Source organism: Coleofasciculus sp. C1-SOL-03, from assembly GCF_040220555.1.
Classification (GTDB): domain Bacteria; phylum Cyanobacteriota; class Cyanobacteriia; order Cyanobacteriales; family Coleofasciculaceae; genus Coleofasciculus.
This window is the reverse complement of the sequence record NZ_JAVJUO010000033.1, coordinates 40570-56367: the sequence shown is the minus strand read 5'-3', so window position 1 is coordinate 56367 and position 15798 is coordinate 40570. Positions and strand designations below refer to the sequence as shown.

The 15798-nt window shown below is 43.4% G+C and carries 14 protein-coding genes; 4 read left to right on the top strand and 10 right to left on the bottom strand.

Features of this window, described 5'->3' with window-relative positions:
- Window positions 1-181 precede the first annotated feature (181 nt).
- The 5 genes from leuD to leuC form a co-directional block, all read right to left on the bottom strand.
- Window positions 182-784 carry a 3-isopropylmalate dehydratase small subunit gene (leuD, locus tag RIE73_RS05445; protein WP_446400222.1) on the bottom strand — a complete coding sequence of 201 codons (603 nt, stop codon included), beginning with the start codon at window positions 782-784 and terminating at the stop codon, window positions 182-184.
- A 199-nt stretch (window positions 785-983) separates the two neighbouring features.
- Window positions 984-1574, bottom strand: a complete 591-nt coding sequence (locus RIE73_RS05440) for a hypothetical protein (RefSeq protein ID WP_446400221.1) — start codon at window positions 1572-1574, stop codon at window positions 984-986.
- Complete coding sequence (locus RIE73_RS05435; RefSeq protein ID WP_446400220.1) at window positions 1564-2697, bottom strand: AAA family ATPase; 1134 nt, start codon at window positions 2695-2697, stop codon at window positions 1564-1566. Before RIE73_RS05435 ends, RIE73_RS05440 begins: the two co-directional genes overlap by 11 nt.
- A gap of 127 nt (window positions 2698-2824) precedes the next feature.
- On the bottom strand, window positions 2825-3202 hold the full coding sequence (locus tag RIE73_RS05430) for a hypothetical protein (protein ID WP_446396296.1): 378 nt from the start codon (window positions 3200-3202) through the stop codon (window positions 2825-2827).
- Between the two features lie 661 nt (window positions 3203-3863).
- Window positions 3864-5267 carry a 3-isopropylmalate dehydratase large subunit gene (leuC, locus tag RIE73_RS05425; RefSeq protein WP_446400219.1) on the bottom strand — a complete coding sequence of 468 codons (1404 nt, stop codon included), beginning with the start codon at window positions 5265-5267 and terminating at the stop codon, window positions 3864-3866.
- 89 nt (window positions 5268-5356) lie between these two features.
- On the opposite strand from leuC, the gene RIE73_RS05420 reads away from it, so the two are divergent.
- The 3 genes from RIE73_RS05420 (at window position 5357) to RIE73_RS05410 (ending at window position 7231) form a co-directional block, all read left to right on the top strand.
- On the top strand, window positions 5357-5518 hold the full coding sequence (locus tag RIE73_RS05420; RefSeq protein ID WP_446400218.1) for a hypothetical protein: 162 nt from the start codon (window positions 5357-5359) through the stop codon (window positions 5516-5518).
- 226 nt (window positions 5519-5744) lie between these two features.
- Window positions 5745-6779 carry an AAA family ATPase gene (locus RIE73_RS05415; protein WP_446400217.1) on the top strand — a complete coding sequence of 345 codons (1035 nt, stop codon included), beginning with the start codon at window positions 5745-5747 and terminating at the stop codon, window positions 6777-6779.
- A gap of 2 nt (window positions 6780-6781) precedes the next feature.
- Window positions 6782-7231: a hypothetical protein gene (locus RIE73_RS05410; RefSeq protein WP_446400216.1), complete on the top strand. Its 450-nt coding sequence runs from the start codon at window positions 6782-6784 to the stop codon at window positions 7229-7231.
- 307 nt (window positions 7232-7538) lie between these two features.
- On the opposite strand, the gene RIE73_RS05405 is transcribed toward RIE73_RS05410, so the two are convergent.
- From RIE73_RS05405 to ppsA, 5 genes are all read right to left on the bottom strand, one after another.
- The gene (locus RIE73_RS05405) at window positions 7539-7802 is read right to left on the bottom strand and encodes a type II toxin-antitoxin system Phd/YefM family antitoxin (protein ID WP_446400215.1); all 264 of its coding nucleotides are present in this window, start codon (window positions 7800-7802) and stop codon (window positions 7539-7541) included.
- Window positions 7803-7854: 52 nt separating this feature from the next.
- Entirely contained in the window at window positions 7855-8868 is a 1014-nt protein-coding gene (locus RIE73_RS05400; protein ID WP_446400225.1) for a ComEC/Rec2 family competence protein, read from the bottom strand.
- Entirely contained in the window at window positions 8855-9553 is a 699-nt protein-coding gene (locus tag RIE73_RS05395) for a hypothetical protein (RefSeq protein ID WP_446400214.1), read from the bottom strand. The genes RIE73_RS05400 and RIE73_RS05395 overlap by 14 nt, the downstream gene beginning before the upstream one ends.
- Window positions 9554-9558: 5 nt before the next feature.
- Complete coding sequence (locus tag RIE73_RS05390) at window positions 9559-11697, bottom strand: sensor histidine kinase (protein ID WP_446400213.1); 2139 nt, start codon at window positions 11695-11697, stop codon at window positions 9559-9561.
- Between the two features lie 167 nt (window positions 11698-11864).
- The gene (gene ppsA / locus RIE73_RS05385; RefSeq protein WP_446400212.1) at window positions 11865-14366 is read right to left on the bottom strand and encodes a phosphoenolpyruvate synthase; all 2502 of its coding nucleotides are present in this window, start codon (window positions 14364-14366) and stop codon (window positions 11865-11867) included.
- A gap of 843 nt (window positions 14367-15209) precedes the next feature.
- On the opposite strand from ppsA, the gene RIE73_RS05380 reads away from it, so the two are divergent.
- Window positions 15210-15764 carry a peroxiredoxin gene (locus RIE73_RS05380; RefSeq protein ID WP_446400211.1) on the top strand — a complete coding sequence of 185 codons (555 nt, stop codon included), beginning with the start codon at window positions 15210-15212 and terminating at the stop codon, window positions 15762-15764.
- Window positions 15765-15798 lie beyond the last annotated feature (34 nt).

Sequence of the window (15798 nt, the reverse complement as noted above, 5' to 3'; positions counted from 1 at the left end):
CACACCTTATTTGGTGGATTAGAATTGTAGGGGCGCATGGCGTGCGCCCGATTCAATGGTCAAATCTAATCCACAATTTTAGCCACGCCAGTAGGTTGGGTTGGCGCATGTTACTAGGGCAGCATGTAGGGCTAAAGTTCCCTACTACAAGCCTACTATTCCAGATGAGACGTTGCCTATCCTATACTGTCGCGGTTTCCCACTTAAGATAAGGCAACTTCGCTGCTGTCTCCCGAACCTGGTCAACTTGCTTCACCAATTGTCCGCAACTATCCCACGTTCCTGTAATCAGCGTTTGCCGAACCCCTTCAGGCATTGAAACAGAGGCTTGGAAGTCACCACAGCGAACCTCCATGGCTTCTAAATCTACCATTATCGGTGCTTGCGGATTCTCTTCTAAAATTCTTTGTAACTGCTTCACCGTTTCCGGTTCAGCCGTAACACAGGGAACCCCCATTGCCAAACAGTTACCAAAAAAGATTTCCGCAAAACTTTCGCCCACAATGGCTTGTATTCCCCATTTTGCCAAAGCTTGGGGCGCGTGTTCCCGCGAAGAACCACAGCCGAAGTTGCCGTTAACGACTAAAATATTTGCGCCTTGATACTGGGGACGGTCAAAGGGATGTTGCCCTTTTGCCTGGGTGCGGTCATCTGCAAAGGCTTTGTCTCCTAATCCTTCAAAGGTAACACAGCGCAAATAGCGAGCGGGGATAATTCTGTCGGTATCAATATCATTCCCCACAACAGGAACGCCTCGTCCTGAGACGGCTTTAACTTGACTCATGGATTCACTCCTTTTCTTCTATTCAAAAATATATCTCTATTTGGGCTAAGCAAGAGGAGGCGATTGAAATCGCTGCTAAACAAACAAAGTCCGCCTGCGCGGACTAGGTTATAAGGGGGAAGGAAAGGATAACTGTTTAGACAGACATCTATTAGTTTATCGTTGATTCCATAAGAATTACCCATAGACTTGTGTCAGATTACTCATCGAGGAGTCGTCGCAACTCATCACAGGCATGATGTAAAGAAGGTGGGGCATCGCTATCAAGTCCTTGAGGACAGATTTCCCTGGATAATTTTGTTGCCGAGGCTTTAGCTAAATCGATGGCATCCCATTTTCTAATTGCTGGAGAATTCTTGTAATCTGTTGTTTCATCGCAATTGTGTTCAATACTAATGTAGTAAAACCAGGTTTCAATATTTCTGGCTGGCACAAAAATGGCAATTTTATCGTTAGGCAACCTGGGATCTCGATTTAACTTGCCTTCCTGTTCATCTAATGCTGTGTGCAAAGAGCGCAATATGTCATTCATGCTATTAGTGTCGGCATCAATCATCACGACTATGGCACGATTTTGAAAATTTTTGCTTCTGTAACTTTTAACTAGAGGTGCATAATGCTTGATAACAAAGTCATTATTATTATTGACCTTTCTTCCTTTGAGATTAGGGAAATTTTTGATTTTGCGATTCTCAAATCCACAACAGATAAGATACTGTCTGATGAATCGCTCGTGAGCAATATCTTCACAGAAAATGACGACTTCTGGTTTATGGTCTTTACTCGTCATAAATCCATCCCAATTCGATTAGTTTAGCCAGTGATAATCCTGTGTCTTGTCGGTCAGTAATGGACTGTAGACGTATAATTCCTTCGTTGGCTCTCTCAAACCAATAACCCGAACTACTAGCCAAATAGTTAATGAGTGCAGGGTGATGGGAGATTAAAATGGCTTGTCCGTGACTATCTGCACCTGAACAGTGATCAAAAAGTGTACTCAGCCAAGGTTGTATTTCCGGTAAGGCGAGATAATTTTCCGGTTCATCAATACACAAAGTATAATCTTCATCAGGTGCACAATATATCAAAGTATAGAGGGCAATTAAAACTCGTTGACCATCTGATATTTCGTTAAGTTTGTAAGGCTTTTTACTGAGATTAGGGAAATATAATGATAAAACTTTCGCCTCTCCGATCAGCTCATTTTTAAACGAATCAAATCCATCTATTATCTGTCTTAATTTCATTGTGAGTTCAATGATTTTACCCTGATCCCCAGACAAATAACTATACCAAGCCGCATAGTTTGACATATCCCGTACTGGATACATCTCTTCTTGGCGACTCTCTGCCGTCATAAAAAAAGGATTAATCTGTACAAGTAAAAAACGATATATCCGCTTTTTAAACCAAGTCAGTTTTTGAGTATCCCATCTCTCAGGTACTAAACCTACAACAGAACGTGAGTAGTCCACAAATGGAATAAATTGTTCTCTTTTGTCAGGAGAATCATAATATATTTTTGCTTTCACAACAGGTTTACCTTGCTCTATTTCAATTCTGGAATCAGATAGTGGTTGTTCATCAAAACTCAAGCTCTCACGATGCATGATGGGAAGGGAATAATCGTGATGTGCAATTTCTAAAGAATATCTATAAATTCCTCCATTTCCTTCAATGTCTAATTCAAATTTTTGGATCGAGCGAGTTTCCCATCGAGTTAAATCTGTTCCTGGAAAAATTTGATTGACTTCAAACCTGTCTACAATGAAATATCGCAGTCTTTGTAACGCTGTGAAAACTGTGGTTTTCCCAGAACCATTAGCTCCTAGAAATAAACTAATATTATCTTCAAGCTTTATTTCAAAATTAACAAGACATTTAAAGTTATCTATATAGATTCTTTTTAACATAAATTTTCTCCTTAAAATTTGGATGCAAAAAGCTTGGGCATGAATATAAAATTAACAGTATTAAGTAGATTGAGTTAAGGTATTGTTACTCAATCTACCTAATCTTATCAGCTACTGCTGTTCATTCCTAATTTTCATAGAGAAGGCGATTAAGAATTTCTTGTCCGGCGGGATTGAATACCTGGAGACGAATAATTCTGGGATCATTCGGTCGCCATGCGACTTGATACTGATAATCCCCGTTGTTCCAGATATAAAGGCGGCGTTGAGGATTTCCCCGTACTTTCGCACCTCGGAGAACCAGGTTATCACCAGTTCGTTGATTAGTACCGTAGTACGTCAGGGCGTTGTTGCTATAGTTAATCGTGACCGACCATTCACCCCCTTGGAATGTCCCCAGAGGAACCCTAGCTTGGGCGACGACAGGTGTTTTAATGATAAACTCGGTAATTGTAGGCGCAGATAGACCGAGAATGGTAGCAAGTGCGATCGCTCTGATATTCATAGTATTTCCTCCGTTGCTGTAACATCAGCCTGGAAAGCAATTTCCGGCTAAAACGGTTTACTCTATAATTGAATTTCAACCCGTTTTAACTGAGATCTGGCAAAATTGGTAATACACCCCACATGACTCGCTCGGTGGGCAAGATTCACTACCTCTAATATAAGCGTTTCCCGCGTTATAATACTTGCCCGCGATCGCGGCGTGACCCAGCTAAAATTGTGGAATAGATTTTACCATTGAATCGGGCGCACGCCATGCGCCCCTACGGTTTCCGGGCTAATGGTTAATTCCTCCAATTAGGTGTGCCGAACCACTACTGGCGTGACTCAGCTAAAATTGTGGAATAGATTTTACCATTGAGTCGGGCGCACGCCATGCGCCCCTACGGTTTCCGGGCTAATGGTTAATTCCTCCAATAGGTGTGCTGAACCACTACTGGCGTGACCCAGCTAAAATTGTGGAATAGATTTTACCATTGAATCGGGCGCACGCCATGCGCCCCTACGGTTTCCGGGCTAATGGTTAATTCATCAATTAAGGTGTGTCACGCCACTACATAAAATTGGATCAAGCTTACTCCATTAAAGGCTTTCAACCCGTTTTAACGGGTTTTAGCTTTCAGCCAGAACTTGAGTTCTTGGCTGACTGGCTGGCTGGCTACTCACAATAACTGTCTAACATCAGAAACCTTCCCGTTAACCGCCGCCGCGACTACCATTGCTGGACTCATTAACAGCGTGCGTCCCGTAGCTGAACCCTGACGCCCTTTAAAATTACGGTTAGAGGAGGATGCACTAATCTGATCCCCTTGTAACTTATCCGGATTCATCGCCAAACACATGGAACATCCGGGCTCGCGCCACTCAAACCCCGCTTCGACAAAGATTTTATCCAATCCTTCGGCTTCGGCGTCTTTTTTGACTCGTTCTGAACCCGGAACAACAAACGCCTTCACCCCTTGGGCGACTCGCTTTCCTTGGGCAAATTGGGCGGCTTCTCGTAAATCTGTCAATCGTCCGTTGGTGCAACTTCCAATAAAACAGACATCGACTTTTGTTCCCTGAATCGGCGCACCAGGAATAAGCTGCATATACCGATAGGCTTCTTGGGCGATCGCACGTTCTGATTCGGGTAAACTATCAGGGATAGGAATCGCTTCATTGACGGCAATTCCCTGTCCCGGTGTAATTCCCCAGGTTACCGTTGGCGCAATCTCCGCCGCATCAAAGGTGACGATATCATCATAAACGGCATCCGCATCGGAACGCATACTGTTCCACCATTCCACGGCTTTATCCCAGTCTTCCCCTTTCGGCGCAAAATCTCGCCCTTTGAGATACTCATACGTCACCGGATCGGGATTAATATAACCACATCGGGCGCCGCCTTCAATGGACATATTGCACACCGTCATCCGTTCTTCCATCGTCATCTGCTCAAAGGTTGTGCCAGCATATTCATAAGCGTAGCCAACGCCACCTTTAACGCCTAGGGTGCGGATGATGTGCAGAATTACATCCTTGGCGTAAACACCGGGAGGAAGTTTCCCGTTAACTTCAATTTTGCGAACTTTAAGTTTAGACAGGGCGAGGGTTTGCGAGGCGAGGACATCCCGAACTTGAGACGTACCAATCCCAAACGCGATCGCACCAAACGCGCCATGAGTTGAAGTATGGGAATCCCCACAGGCGATCGTCATTCCGGGTTGGGTTAATCCCTGTTCTGGGGCAATCACATGGACAATCCCCTGATTCCCCGATCCTATATTATAGAAGCGAATCCCATAATCCTTACAGCTTTGTTCCAACACCTGCATCATCTCTTCGGCTAAGACATCCGCAAAAGGACGCGCCTGATTTTCGGTAGGAACGATATGATCCACAGTCGCCACCGTGCGATCGGGATACAGCACCTTTAATCCCCTTTCCCGCAACATGCCAAAGGCTTGGGGACTGGTGACTTCGTGGATTAAGTGTAAACCAATAAAGAGTTGAGTTTGACCCGAAGGCAAAGTACCGACGGTGTGGTAGTCCCAAACTTTATCGAATAGTGTTCTCTCGCTCATCTGCAAAAGGTCGTTATAGGATTTAAGGATAATCACCAGTCATCTATGAGGATAGATGCTGGAGCCTTCTATTTTATCGCGACTGTAGCATGGATCTGACCATTAAAAGAGCGATCGCATTTCCGATGGGGGGTGCGATCGCTCTTAGGTCAATAGCACTGACTTTAGAGTTTGTAGTAAGCGCTGTCTTCGCTTCTGGCACGCTTCGTGCCTACTACGAACCCAGCTTAAGTCAGTGGCATTCCTCTTAGGTCAGTCTACGCCCCATCAACGACAGCGTAACGCACCAGTGAGGGTTAAGATGGTGAATTGTGGCTTTGCCGAACAAATTCTACTGGACTGACACAGCGAAAATTGTGGGATAGGTTTGATCCTTTAATTGGGCGCAGGTCCTTGCGCCCCTACGGTTTCTGTGCGTAATTCTCATTCATCTTACTTAGGTTTACAACGCCACTACTAACAAATAGAATCAACTTAATGTTTAGCTATTTAAAACTAGAAGATTTTAGTTGTTTCACTAAATTTGAACTGCAAAGTATCACTAAGATTAATGTTTTCATAGGAGCAAACGATACGGGAAAAACCCATCTCATCAAACTGCTCTATACCATTGCTAAATCACTTGAAGAATTTACTAAACGGACTGAATCTGATCAACCTGATTGGCGAGAGGTTTTAGCAGAAAAACTTTTTTGGGTCTATCAACCAGAGAGTAATAAACTGGGTCAACTTGTTAAAAAAGGTGAAAGCCGTTTAAAAGTCGAAACGAGGCTATTAGACGAAAATTATTATTTCGCTTTCGGTAAAGATACAGCCCGACAAATTACAGATTGTACAGAGTTAGCACCAACACAACCTGGATTAAACGCCCTCTTTATTCCTCCCAAGGAAGTTCTGACTGCCTTGGATGCTATAGCTACCATTAACGAGCAACTGCAAATTTTTGGCTTTGATCATACCTATTATGATTTAATCAAAGCGCTGAGAGTTCCCACAACCAAGGGCAATATCCAGAAAAATCTCAAAGAAGTTCTCACATCTTTAGAGCATCTGCTTACCGGAGAAATTGTCAAAAAACAGGATCAGTTTATCTTCAAACGGGGGCGGGAAAAGTATGGGATGTCTCAACTAGCAGAAGGATTTAAGAAGCTGGGTATTTTAACGACCCTAATTCGTAATAGAAGTTTAAATCAGGGTACGATTTTATTTATCGATGAGCCAGAAGCAAATCTCCATCCCCAGGCAATTCATAGTCTGGTTGACATGCTATTTTTGTTAAGCAAAGCCGGAATTACAATTTATGCATCGACTCATAGTTATTCTGTGATCAAAAAATTGGAAATACTAGCTCGTAAACATCAAGAAAGTATACAACTATGCTCTCTCACAAAAAGCAACGGAGACATTACTGCTCAATTTAGTGATTTAAGCGAAGGAATGCCAGACAACCCAATTATTGACGCAGCCATAGAACTTTATGAAGAAGACGTAAGGCTGGAATTAGAACCATAGAAATGTCAATTTATCAAGAGAGTGGATTACAGATTACCCTACCTGATACAGAGAGGTTTCGCTTTCAAGATTGTTCTGGCTACAAAACTCTGAATGGTAAAAACCTATCAGAAATGGATTTTGGCTGGTGGGACTCGACAAAGAATAGTCTTTGGCTTTTAGATGTGAAAGATTACTCTCATTTAACTCCTACAGAAAGGTTGCCTGACTATCTTTTGGAAAATCTAGTCAATAAAGCAACAGATAGCTTATTGATTTTATCAGCCGTGTGGTTTGGCTCTGTAAAAGGTCAAGAGATTTGTTCAGAGTTACCTCTATCTTGCCGAACCTTCCCTAGCAAGCCTAAGAAGTTGAAGATAAGTAGTCGGACAAAAGAAAACGGTACTGTATTAAGTTTTGTTAATCACCCTCAAACCCTTACTGTTCCCTGTTCCCTGTTCCCTGTTCCCTAATCTCGACCGTTAACTTTAATTGTGTCCACCCACTTAGTATTTGTGTTAAAAATAACGAATTCTCTCCTTAAAGCTGAATTAAGTCCACTGAAAACTAGATTACTAGCGCGTTTGCAGGGGCGAATAGCACTTTTTGATATAAATAATGTAACATTAGCTGACCATGAAACAGGGATTAGAATGGGACTTCCAATCGCAACATTGCCAAGCTAAACAAACAGTGTTTGAGTGGGTTCCGACTGGGGAGGTTCAGACTCTGGATACTCCGGTTGAGACGTTTTACACTTCTTCTTCGCCAAGTCCAAACTTAGTCAAGTAAATCGTCTATACTGCGAGGCGGAAAAGTCCGCGCTTTGGCACGTTGTATCGCCGCAAGCAGACGCGCTGCATTCTCTGGTGACTGAAATAAATAAGCCGTTTCTATGATGCGGTTTAGTTCGTTGATCGGAATAATCGCCACACTCTCAGAACCATCACGAGTGACAATGACAGCTTCGCGGCTGGCAATAGCCTCTTCGTAAATTTTGTCAAAATTACTACACGCTTGGGTGTAGGTTATCTGGCTTGGCATTGTCTTATATTTGGTCTATTGGTTTAATAGTTTCTAATTGTTCCAGAAAGCCCTACCTAGAATCAGACAGATATATTGGTTTGAACTGCCGACATATTGGGGTAGGCACTTGATCATCAATAAACGCTTTGTGCAAATCAATTTTAGTATAAGTCGTTTCCCCGCCCTTTATATTGACTGAGACCGTTTCTCCACAACAACTGTTTTTTAACAATCCTTTAGCCGGAAGACGACTTAAATGGATAGGTTCAGAAATGGGCAGATTTTCAGCACATTGTTTGGATAGCTGAGTACACAAAATATGAGCCTCTGGAACCGATACACTTATTCCCTCTATAATTTCTTCACGAGGATTATTGAAACGATTGCGATCGATTGAAAAGATTATCAACTTAGGCTTTGTAAAATCACATAACTCTTGAGCAAATGCTTTGCCATCTGCACCACCCGGTTTTCCGCCATGATGAGGGAAGACAAGTATATCAGTGCTGATATCAGGTTCGTCCTGTAGCAGATTTTCCAATCCTATTTGGTCAATATCTGCCGCTAATATGGCAACTCGGTGAGAATCATGGACTATGCCAATCACAACAGATATGGAGTTGGAAGTCAATCGCCTCCCTTGTAAATCTCTTCCCCCAGCACCGCCGAGTATTAACTCAGGTGTTGGAGCCAGAACTTGTATATCTACTTGACCAATATTTAACCTTCCTGACTTGGTTGTAGTTAATTCCGTTGAAACTACTGTTCCAAAACGTTTCCTGGCATCTTTTAAAGCAATTCGTAGATCCTGCCAAATTTCACTCTTTTTAATGGCATCAGGATTTAAGTGAATATTATGTATCTTGAGATTCTCATCTAATAGCAGATTGACAATACCTGCAATATGGTCTGCATCTGCATGAGAAATTAAAATATGGGAAATGTCTTGAATCGCTCTATACTCAATAATTTCTCTTAATGTATTGCCATAGGGACAGTCAATAACAACCACACCCTCTGTATCTCGGAGAACAGCACAATTACCGTGACCAACATCTACAATAATCAGTTCAGGCAAGTCCATCATCGTCATCTGGCTCCGGTGCTAACTCAAATTTATCGAAGTATAAATCATCAGCATTATCCGCTCCAATATTAACGTGAGCAAATAGACGGACACCTTTTTTTAATGCATCAGCTCGAATAGTCTCAGGAATCAGTGAAGCTGGAAAACGGACAGCCTTAGAGGGATTCCAACCAGGGACAATTGCATCAACAACAGGCTCATTAGATGCTTGATCAAGGTCAACAATTCTTACTAATGTTCTAGAAGGTTTTCGGCTAATCGGCAGATGACCACCAAGTTCTTGTTGACAAGCTTCAATTCCTTTGGCAATGCTTGAAGCATTTGCTTTGTCTCGACTTAACAAGACAGGAATTTTTCGTCTCCATTTTCTAATGGAAGAAGAAGTGTCAATTTCTACAAACTGAGATATCAGTAACGAAGGAAACTTCCGATCATACAAGGTGGCAACTAATTCAGCACCCGAAAAATTAGCCAGTCCAGAATTAGTCAAGCGATTATCACAAATAGCACCTTGAGTATTTTCTAAAATAACTGATGCTAAATCATTGACATTTGTAAAATGTCCCTTGACGACTAAAAAAGGTTCATAGCCAGCGTCCTCTACTTCCCAACCAGTTGCTTGTGCTAATTCTGCTTCATCATCAACTATTGCTATTTTCTGATTAGATTGAATAACTGTCATAACAGCTAACCTCCAACAAGTGGTAGTTCTATGATAAATTCTGCCCCACCTAATTTTCCCTGAGCAATTGCCTGCACTTTTCCTCCCAAGTCAGTAACCGAATCTTTTACTATAGTTAGTCCCAATCCTGTACCCCCTAGTTTAGTTGTTTGACCCGGTAACCAAATGTCATTTAAGTTTATATCTCTAATTCCTAGACCATTATCTAAAATTTTGATCTGTACATAACTTTCGATAATCTCAGTAGAGATTAGTATCTGGCGTTCTTCTGTACGAGAGCCTTCTATAGTAAGAGCATTAATTGCATTAGTTAAAAGATTAGTAATAATTGCTTCTAAAAGAGCGGTACTTCCACGAATAAAAGCCTGAGCATCGCTATTGTTTTTTATGATTTTTATTTTGCTTTTTTCTAAAAATGGCTCAAATAATTTAATTATATCATCAATTGAATTAGAGACATCTACACGACCTGTACGACGTTTTTCACGCTTCAATAAGTGCAACGGAAAATTAGAAAAACTCAGCAACGACCTGCTGACTTGATAAAGCATTTCTACGGGCGGTGATAAAGATTCTTTATATATTATATTCCCTAGTAGTTCTTGACCTTTTTTTTCTATTCTTCTAGCTATGTTATTGATTAACGTAACTGGTTTACCAGACTCATGAGCAAAAACGGCTGCTGTTGTTCCGGCTGTCGCCAGACTTCGATAGAGTTGAAGATCTTCCCGTAGTGCTTTTGTTTCACGCTCTTTTGCTTCTTCGTACCTTTGAATCACCTTTCTGACTCGGGTACGATATTCCTTTGGCAGCGCTTCTTCGATAACATTTTCAATACTGGTTTTAGCATCAATAACATCACGGCTCGATTCTTGTTTGACTATTTGTCGTTTATTTTCAGTTTGTTTAAGCCTCTCTTTTGCCATCCAGTTCAATACATCAATGGCAAAGCGCTTTAGCTCAATAAAAGCTTCATTTTCTATAAAACCTAGTCTATCGGTCTTTTGGATCAACCGATCATCAGGATCATTGACAATTATCCGACCAATAACAGTACTGGTCGAGGGACGTACTTCTGGGTTTCTTGCTCGTGCATAATTTAATTTCAGCCAATCATCTCCTTGGTCGCCATAGGGTTTCACCCGCAAACCCCTGTGGTATAAATGAACATTACCCACTTCTGATAGCCATTCTCTAACCTGTCCGAAAGAAGCTGTTTTTGCAGAGAAATTTTGAGGATTGAGTAAAAATACCCATAACTCAAATTTTGCGGGTACTGTTTTGTAGTTTTCTTGAGAAATATCACTATCTTTTGCCTGAAATAGCAAGTTTTCTTTCCAGTCTAATACGGAGGCTTCTACAACTCCATCTCCATTAACTGACGACTTCAAATGATATTCAGCATCCTTCAAATAAGACTCATTGACTTGTTTTTCAAGATCAGCAAATTCTGGAGCAATCAGCCTAGGGCGGAAAGAGACACGACTATCAAATGGATCTGCCAAGAATAAAAGTTCTCTAGCTAATCTTTTAACCTCTCGCCGACCAAACTTTATACTTAAATCCTGAATAAAAATTTCAGTTCCTTGTGGTAAGTTAGTCCTATGTTCTTGGACATCGAAGGAAATGTCTTCCACAACAGAGGCTTGCTCAAAATCTTGCCAATTAATCGTCAGAGAATACTCAACTGCGGGTTCATTTTTAGGTCGGGTTTTTAAGTGTACTTTCGACCCTTGTCTCAACGCAGCTAACCGACCTAATCCCTTATCACCAACAGGTAGACGTCCCAGAGCAGTAGGTTCGCGGGCAGCTTTTTTTGACCGACCTAATACAAACCATCCCTCACTAATAGCCGCGATATCCATACCAATGCCGTTATCTGAAATCAGGATTGAACCACCTGTGGTGTCCGTATTGATCAGCTCTACTGTACATTGGGTCGCATCAGCATCATAAGAATTCTTTACCAATTCGATAATTCCTTGGTCTGGATTAGGAATCAGTTCTTCACCTAATCTATTCAGGATATTGGGTGAAAACTTAAAATGCATGATTTTATCGCTGTGACTTGAAAGCCAATCGCTCTGTTTAAGATCATACCTGATTTCCATCGATGGGGTCGAGCCACGAACAAGTACACCCATAGAAGAGACGAATGTAGGGGCGCAAGGCTTGCGCCCTCACCCCCTCTCATCTTATGAGAAACGCTATATACCTTCTATAAAAGAACGATCGCACCCCCATCGGAAATGCGATCGCTCTTTCTCAAGTCTATGCCCCATCAGGGACGCAGACGCTAAACACTCAAGACTTAGCCTTGTTGTTCTTCAACTTCAGCCACCATCAACAGTGTCTTCATCACCGAGTCAGGGTTCAAACTCATTGAGTCAATTCCCAACTCAACCAAGAACTTAGCAAACTCAGGATAGTCACTCGGCGCTTGACCGCAGATACCAATCTTACGACCATTCTTCTTCGCCTTCTCAATCACCATCCGCACCATTTCCTTAACCCCGTCGTTGCGCTCATCAAAGATGTGAGCCACCAAACCGGAGTCGCGGTCTAGACCCAAGGTTAACTGAGTCAGGTCATTGGAACCAATGGAGAACCCATCAAACACTTCACTGAACTGATCAGCCAAGATCACATTGCTGGGAATCTCACACATTACATAGACTTGGAGTCCATTTTCGCCACGCTTCAAGCCGTGTTTCTCCATTTCTGCCAGCACCTTGCGCCCTTCATCAGGGGTACGGCAGAAGGGAACCATGGGGATCACATTCGTTAAACCCATGTCATCCCGAACCCGCTTGATCGCTTGACACTCTAACCCATACGCTTCGGCATAGTTTTCATCGTAGTAACGAGACGCACCACGCCAGCCAATCATCGGGTTTTCTTCCTTCGGCTCAAACTGCTGACCGCCGAGGAGGTTGGCATATTCATTACTCTTGAAGTCGGACATCCGTAACACCACTGGGTTGGGATAGAATGCCGCTGCAATCATCGCCACACCCCGCGCCAACTTGTCTACGAAGAAGTCCGCCTTACGTTCGTAGAGGTAGGTCATCTTGTAGACTTCCCGCTTGACTGTAGCATCTTCGAGCTTGTCGAAGTTCAGCAGTGCCAAGGGGTGTGCCTTAATGTGATTAGCGATGATGAACTCTAAGCGAGCTAATCCTACACCATCGCAAGGAATCGCCGCCAAACCAAAGGCTTCTTCGGGGTTCCCCACATTCATCAAAATCTTGGTGCGGGTTGTGGGGAGGTTTTCCAGTTGGGTTTCTTGGATTTCAAAGGGTACGAGACCGTCGTAAACCCGTCCTTCTTCCCCTTCGGAACAGGAAACAGTGACCTCTTGTCCACTCTTAAGCACACCGGTGGCATCACCACAACCAACAATCGCGGGGATGCCCATTTCACGAGCAATAATTGCCGCGTGGCAAGTCCGTCCACCTTGGTTGGTGACAATGGCAGATGCCCGCTTCATGATTGGTTCCCAATCGGGGTCAGTCTTGTTGGTGACCAAGACTTCACCGGGTTCAAATTCATCAATCTTGTGGACATCCAGAATCACTTTGGCTTTGCCTTGACCAATCATTTCGCCAACGGCGCGACCCGTGACCGCCACCTCGGAGGTGCCTTTAAGCTGATAGCTCTTAAGGACACTCTTTGACTTCTGGGATTGGACGGTTTCTGGACGAGCTTGGACGATGTACAATTCCCCAGTTTCACCGTCTTTTGCCCACTCAATGTCCATGGGGGTATAGACACCCCGGACTTCGGAGTAGTGGTCTTCAATAATGCAACCCCAGCGAGCCAGTTGGAGAATTTCTTCGTCGTTGATGGCGTATTTGACTTGCTCAGGCTCTGACACGGGTACGTTCTTGGTCAGTTTCGTACCACCGATGTCATAAATCATCTTGATTTCTTTGCTGCCCAAGCGCTTTTCTAGAATCGGGCGATACCCGTCCTTGAGCGTTGGTTTGAATACAAAGTATTCGTCGGGGTTGACAGCACCTTGAACAACGTTTTCGCCCAAACCGTAGGCGGCGGTAACGAGGGCGGCATTCTTGAAGCCTGTTTCTGTGTCAATGGAGAACATGACCCCAGAGGAGGCTAAGTCAGAGCGCACCATTTTCTGCACACCAACGGACAGGGCGACATCAAAGTGATCAAACCCTTTGACTGTCCGATAGGAGATGGCGCGGTCAGTGAAGATGGAGGCAAAGCAACGATGGCAAGCGTCTAAAACGTCTAGGACACCGTAAACGTTCAGGTAGGTTTCTTGCTGACCCGCGAAACTGGCATCAGGCAAGTCTTCAGCCGTAGCGGATGAACGAACAGCTACGTCAACAGCTTGGCTTTTCTCCTTGCACTCTTCTTGATATTCCGGCTCGAAGCGATCGCAAAACTCAGCGGTGACCCCATACCGTTCACACAGCTTCAGGTAAGATTCTGCGATCGCGGTTCTCAGGTCTTCGGGGAACGGTGTATTCAGAATCAAAGACCGCGCTTGCTTACCCCGGACGCGCAGGTTATTCATATCCTCGACATCGAGGTCAGAAAACAGTTCGCGTAGCTTTTCTTCTAAACCTGCTTCCTTAATGAAGTAACGGTATGCATAAGCCGTCGTCGCGAATCCGGTGGGAACCCTGACGCCCTTAGCGGTCAGTTGCCGGATCATTTCACCCAGGGATGCATTTTTCCCACCCACCAAGGGAACATCGACAATTCCTACGTCCTCAAACCACAGCACTAGCGCTTGTTCTTTGGATGATTGAGATGATGTTGTTTCAGTAGCTGCAACCATTAAGTATTTCCTCCTACTCTTGGTTTCAGTGTTTTAGTTTACCGATACTCAGCCGAAAAAATTCCTTTAACTAATCTTTTCTTTAGGATTCGGCTGTTTTTTTATCGAACCATACATTATATTTAAATTCGTAGCGATTTACACATTTGTTTTTTGCCAACTCTTGCTACAGTCATAGTTATCATCAATCTTACACTCTATCTACCTCACTTTTAGTTGTTGAAGCCATTGGATCTAGCTATCATTTCCCCTCCTTATACTAGGCGGGATAACTGGGGGGTTTAACTTAGGGAATAGATCGCTCAATCCACACCTTGTCGCGCTTTGGCGGGTTTGTAGCCTGGAAAACTTAGGGCATTCTCCTGGAAGAATTACTTATGTTAAAGGAGAGCAGGGAATTCAGCAACAGTCCTTTATTTCAGAACAGTTCTACCATAGCAGACTATTCAGGAATAGACAAGCCGTAACAACTAATTTCAATCAGCGCAAACTATCCAACTCTATGAATATTAACAACCTAGATATTGTTTATCGAGGTTGGTAACGCAAATGATAGCACGGCTAGTTATACAGTCTTGGTTTAGATGCCTGCCATTTTTCCCTGATCCCCCCATATAATTGTCCAACATTGTCTATGCTATCCGCAAGATTTTTGTGTTGTTCTCAACCAAGTCGCCATAGTTAAGATAGGGAAATTTATATACTCAGTAGAGCAGATTGTCTTCTGGCAGATGTACCTCCGACCTACTATTACCTTGCTAGACATAATAGCGTAATCACAGATTCTGACAAGATCTAAATTAGGATTGTAAACTTATGTAAAACAAACACGCTGTATCGATCATGATTTCTCGTCGCACGCTGGTGAGCATTCTCTTGGCAAGCTGTCTGGCTTGCTTGACGTGGTTAAACGCCACTCCCGCCGCCTCTGCTCTCGGCGGTAAACAACCACCATTAAACGAGCCAGCACCAGAGTTCACGCTACCGACCAATAGTGGAGATGGGGAGGTATCGCTCTCCGATTACCGGGGGAAATGGGTGGTTCTGTACTTTTATCCCAAGGATTTCACCTCAGGTTGCACCTTAGAGGCTCGTCGCTTTCAGCAAGATTTGCCCAAATATATAGAGAGAAATGCCCAAATTGTGGGAGTGAGTGCGGATGATGTGGACTCCCATGCCGAGTTTTGTGACTCAGAAGGGTTAAAGTTTCCGCTTTTAGCCGATACAGATGGGTCAGTGAGTCAGGCGTATGGGTCTTGGATGGGATTTGTTTCCCTACGTCATACTTATCTCATTGATCCCGATGGCATCTTGCGGGAGATATTTCTTGGTGTTCGACCCGCGATTCACAGTACAGAGGTACTGGCACATTTGGATGAGTTGCAATCGATGACATAAACCTCATCCATTACCCGATCAGAAATTTGTAGGG

Excerpts from the sequence above, each read along its gene's own strand:
- RIE73_RS05440 (WP_446400221.1), bottom strand. The coding sequence starts at position 1,574 with ATGACGAGTAAAGACCATAAACCAGAAGTCGTCATTTTCTGTGAAGAT.
- ppsA (WP_446400212.1), bottom strand. The coding sequence starts at position 14,366 with ATGGTTGCAGCTACTGAAACAACATCATCTCAATCATCCAAAGAACAA.
- RIE73_RS05435 (WP_446400220.1), bottom strand. The coding sequence starts at position 2,697 with ATGTTAAAAAGAATCTATATAGATAACTTTAAATGTCTTGTTAATTTT.
- RIE73_RS05415 (WP_446400217.1), top strand. The coding sequence starts at position 5,745 with ATGTTTAGCTATTTAAAACTAGAAGATTTTAGTTGTTTCACTAAATTT.
- RIE73_RS05430 (WP_446396296.1), bottom strand. The coding sequence starts at position 3,202 with ATGAATATCAGAGCGATCGCACTTGCTACCATTCTCGGTCTATCTGCG.
- leuC (WP_446400219.1), bottom strand. The coding sequence starts at position 5,267 with ATGAGCGAGAGAACACTATTCGATAAAGTTTGGGACTACCACACCGTC.
- RIE73_RS05390 (WP_446400213.1), bottom strand. The coding sequence starts at position 11,697 with ATGGGTGTACTTGTTCGTGGCTCGACCCCATCGATGGAAATCAGGTAT.
- RIE73_RS05395 (WP_446400214.1), bottom strand. The coding sequence starts at position 9,553 with ATGACAGTTATTCAATCTAATCAGAAAATAGCAATAGTTGATGATGAA.
- RIE73_RS05400 (WP_446400225.1), bottom strand. The coding sequence starts at position 8,868 with ATGGACTTGCCTGAACTGATTATTGTAGATGTTGGTCACGGTAATTGT.
- RIE73_RS05420 (WP_446400218.1), top strand. The coding sequence starts at position 5,357 with ATGGATCTGACCATTAAAAGAGCGATCGCATTTCCGATGGGGGGTGCG.
- RIE73_RS05410 (WP_446400216.1), top strand. The coding sequence starts at position 6,782 with ATGTCAATTTATCAAGAGAGTGGATTACAGATTACCCTACCTGATACA.
- RIE73_RS05405 (WP_446400215.1), bottom strand. The coding sequence starts at position 7,802 with ATGCCAAGCCAGATAACCTACACCCAAGCGTGTAGTAATTTTGACAAA.
- leuD (WP_446400222.1), bottom strand. The coding sequence starts at position 784 with ATGAGTCAAGTTAAAGCCGTCTCAGGACGAGGCGTTCCTGTTGTGGGG.
- RIE73_RS05380 (WP_446400211.1), top strand. The coding sequence starts at position 15,210 with ATGATTTCTCGTCGCACGCTGGTGAGCATTCTCTTGGCAAGCTGTCTG.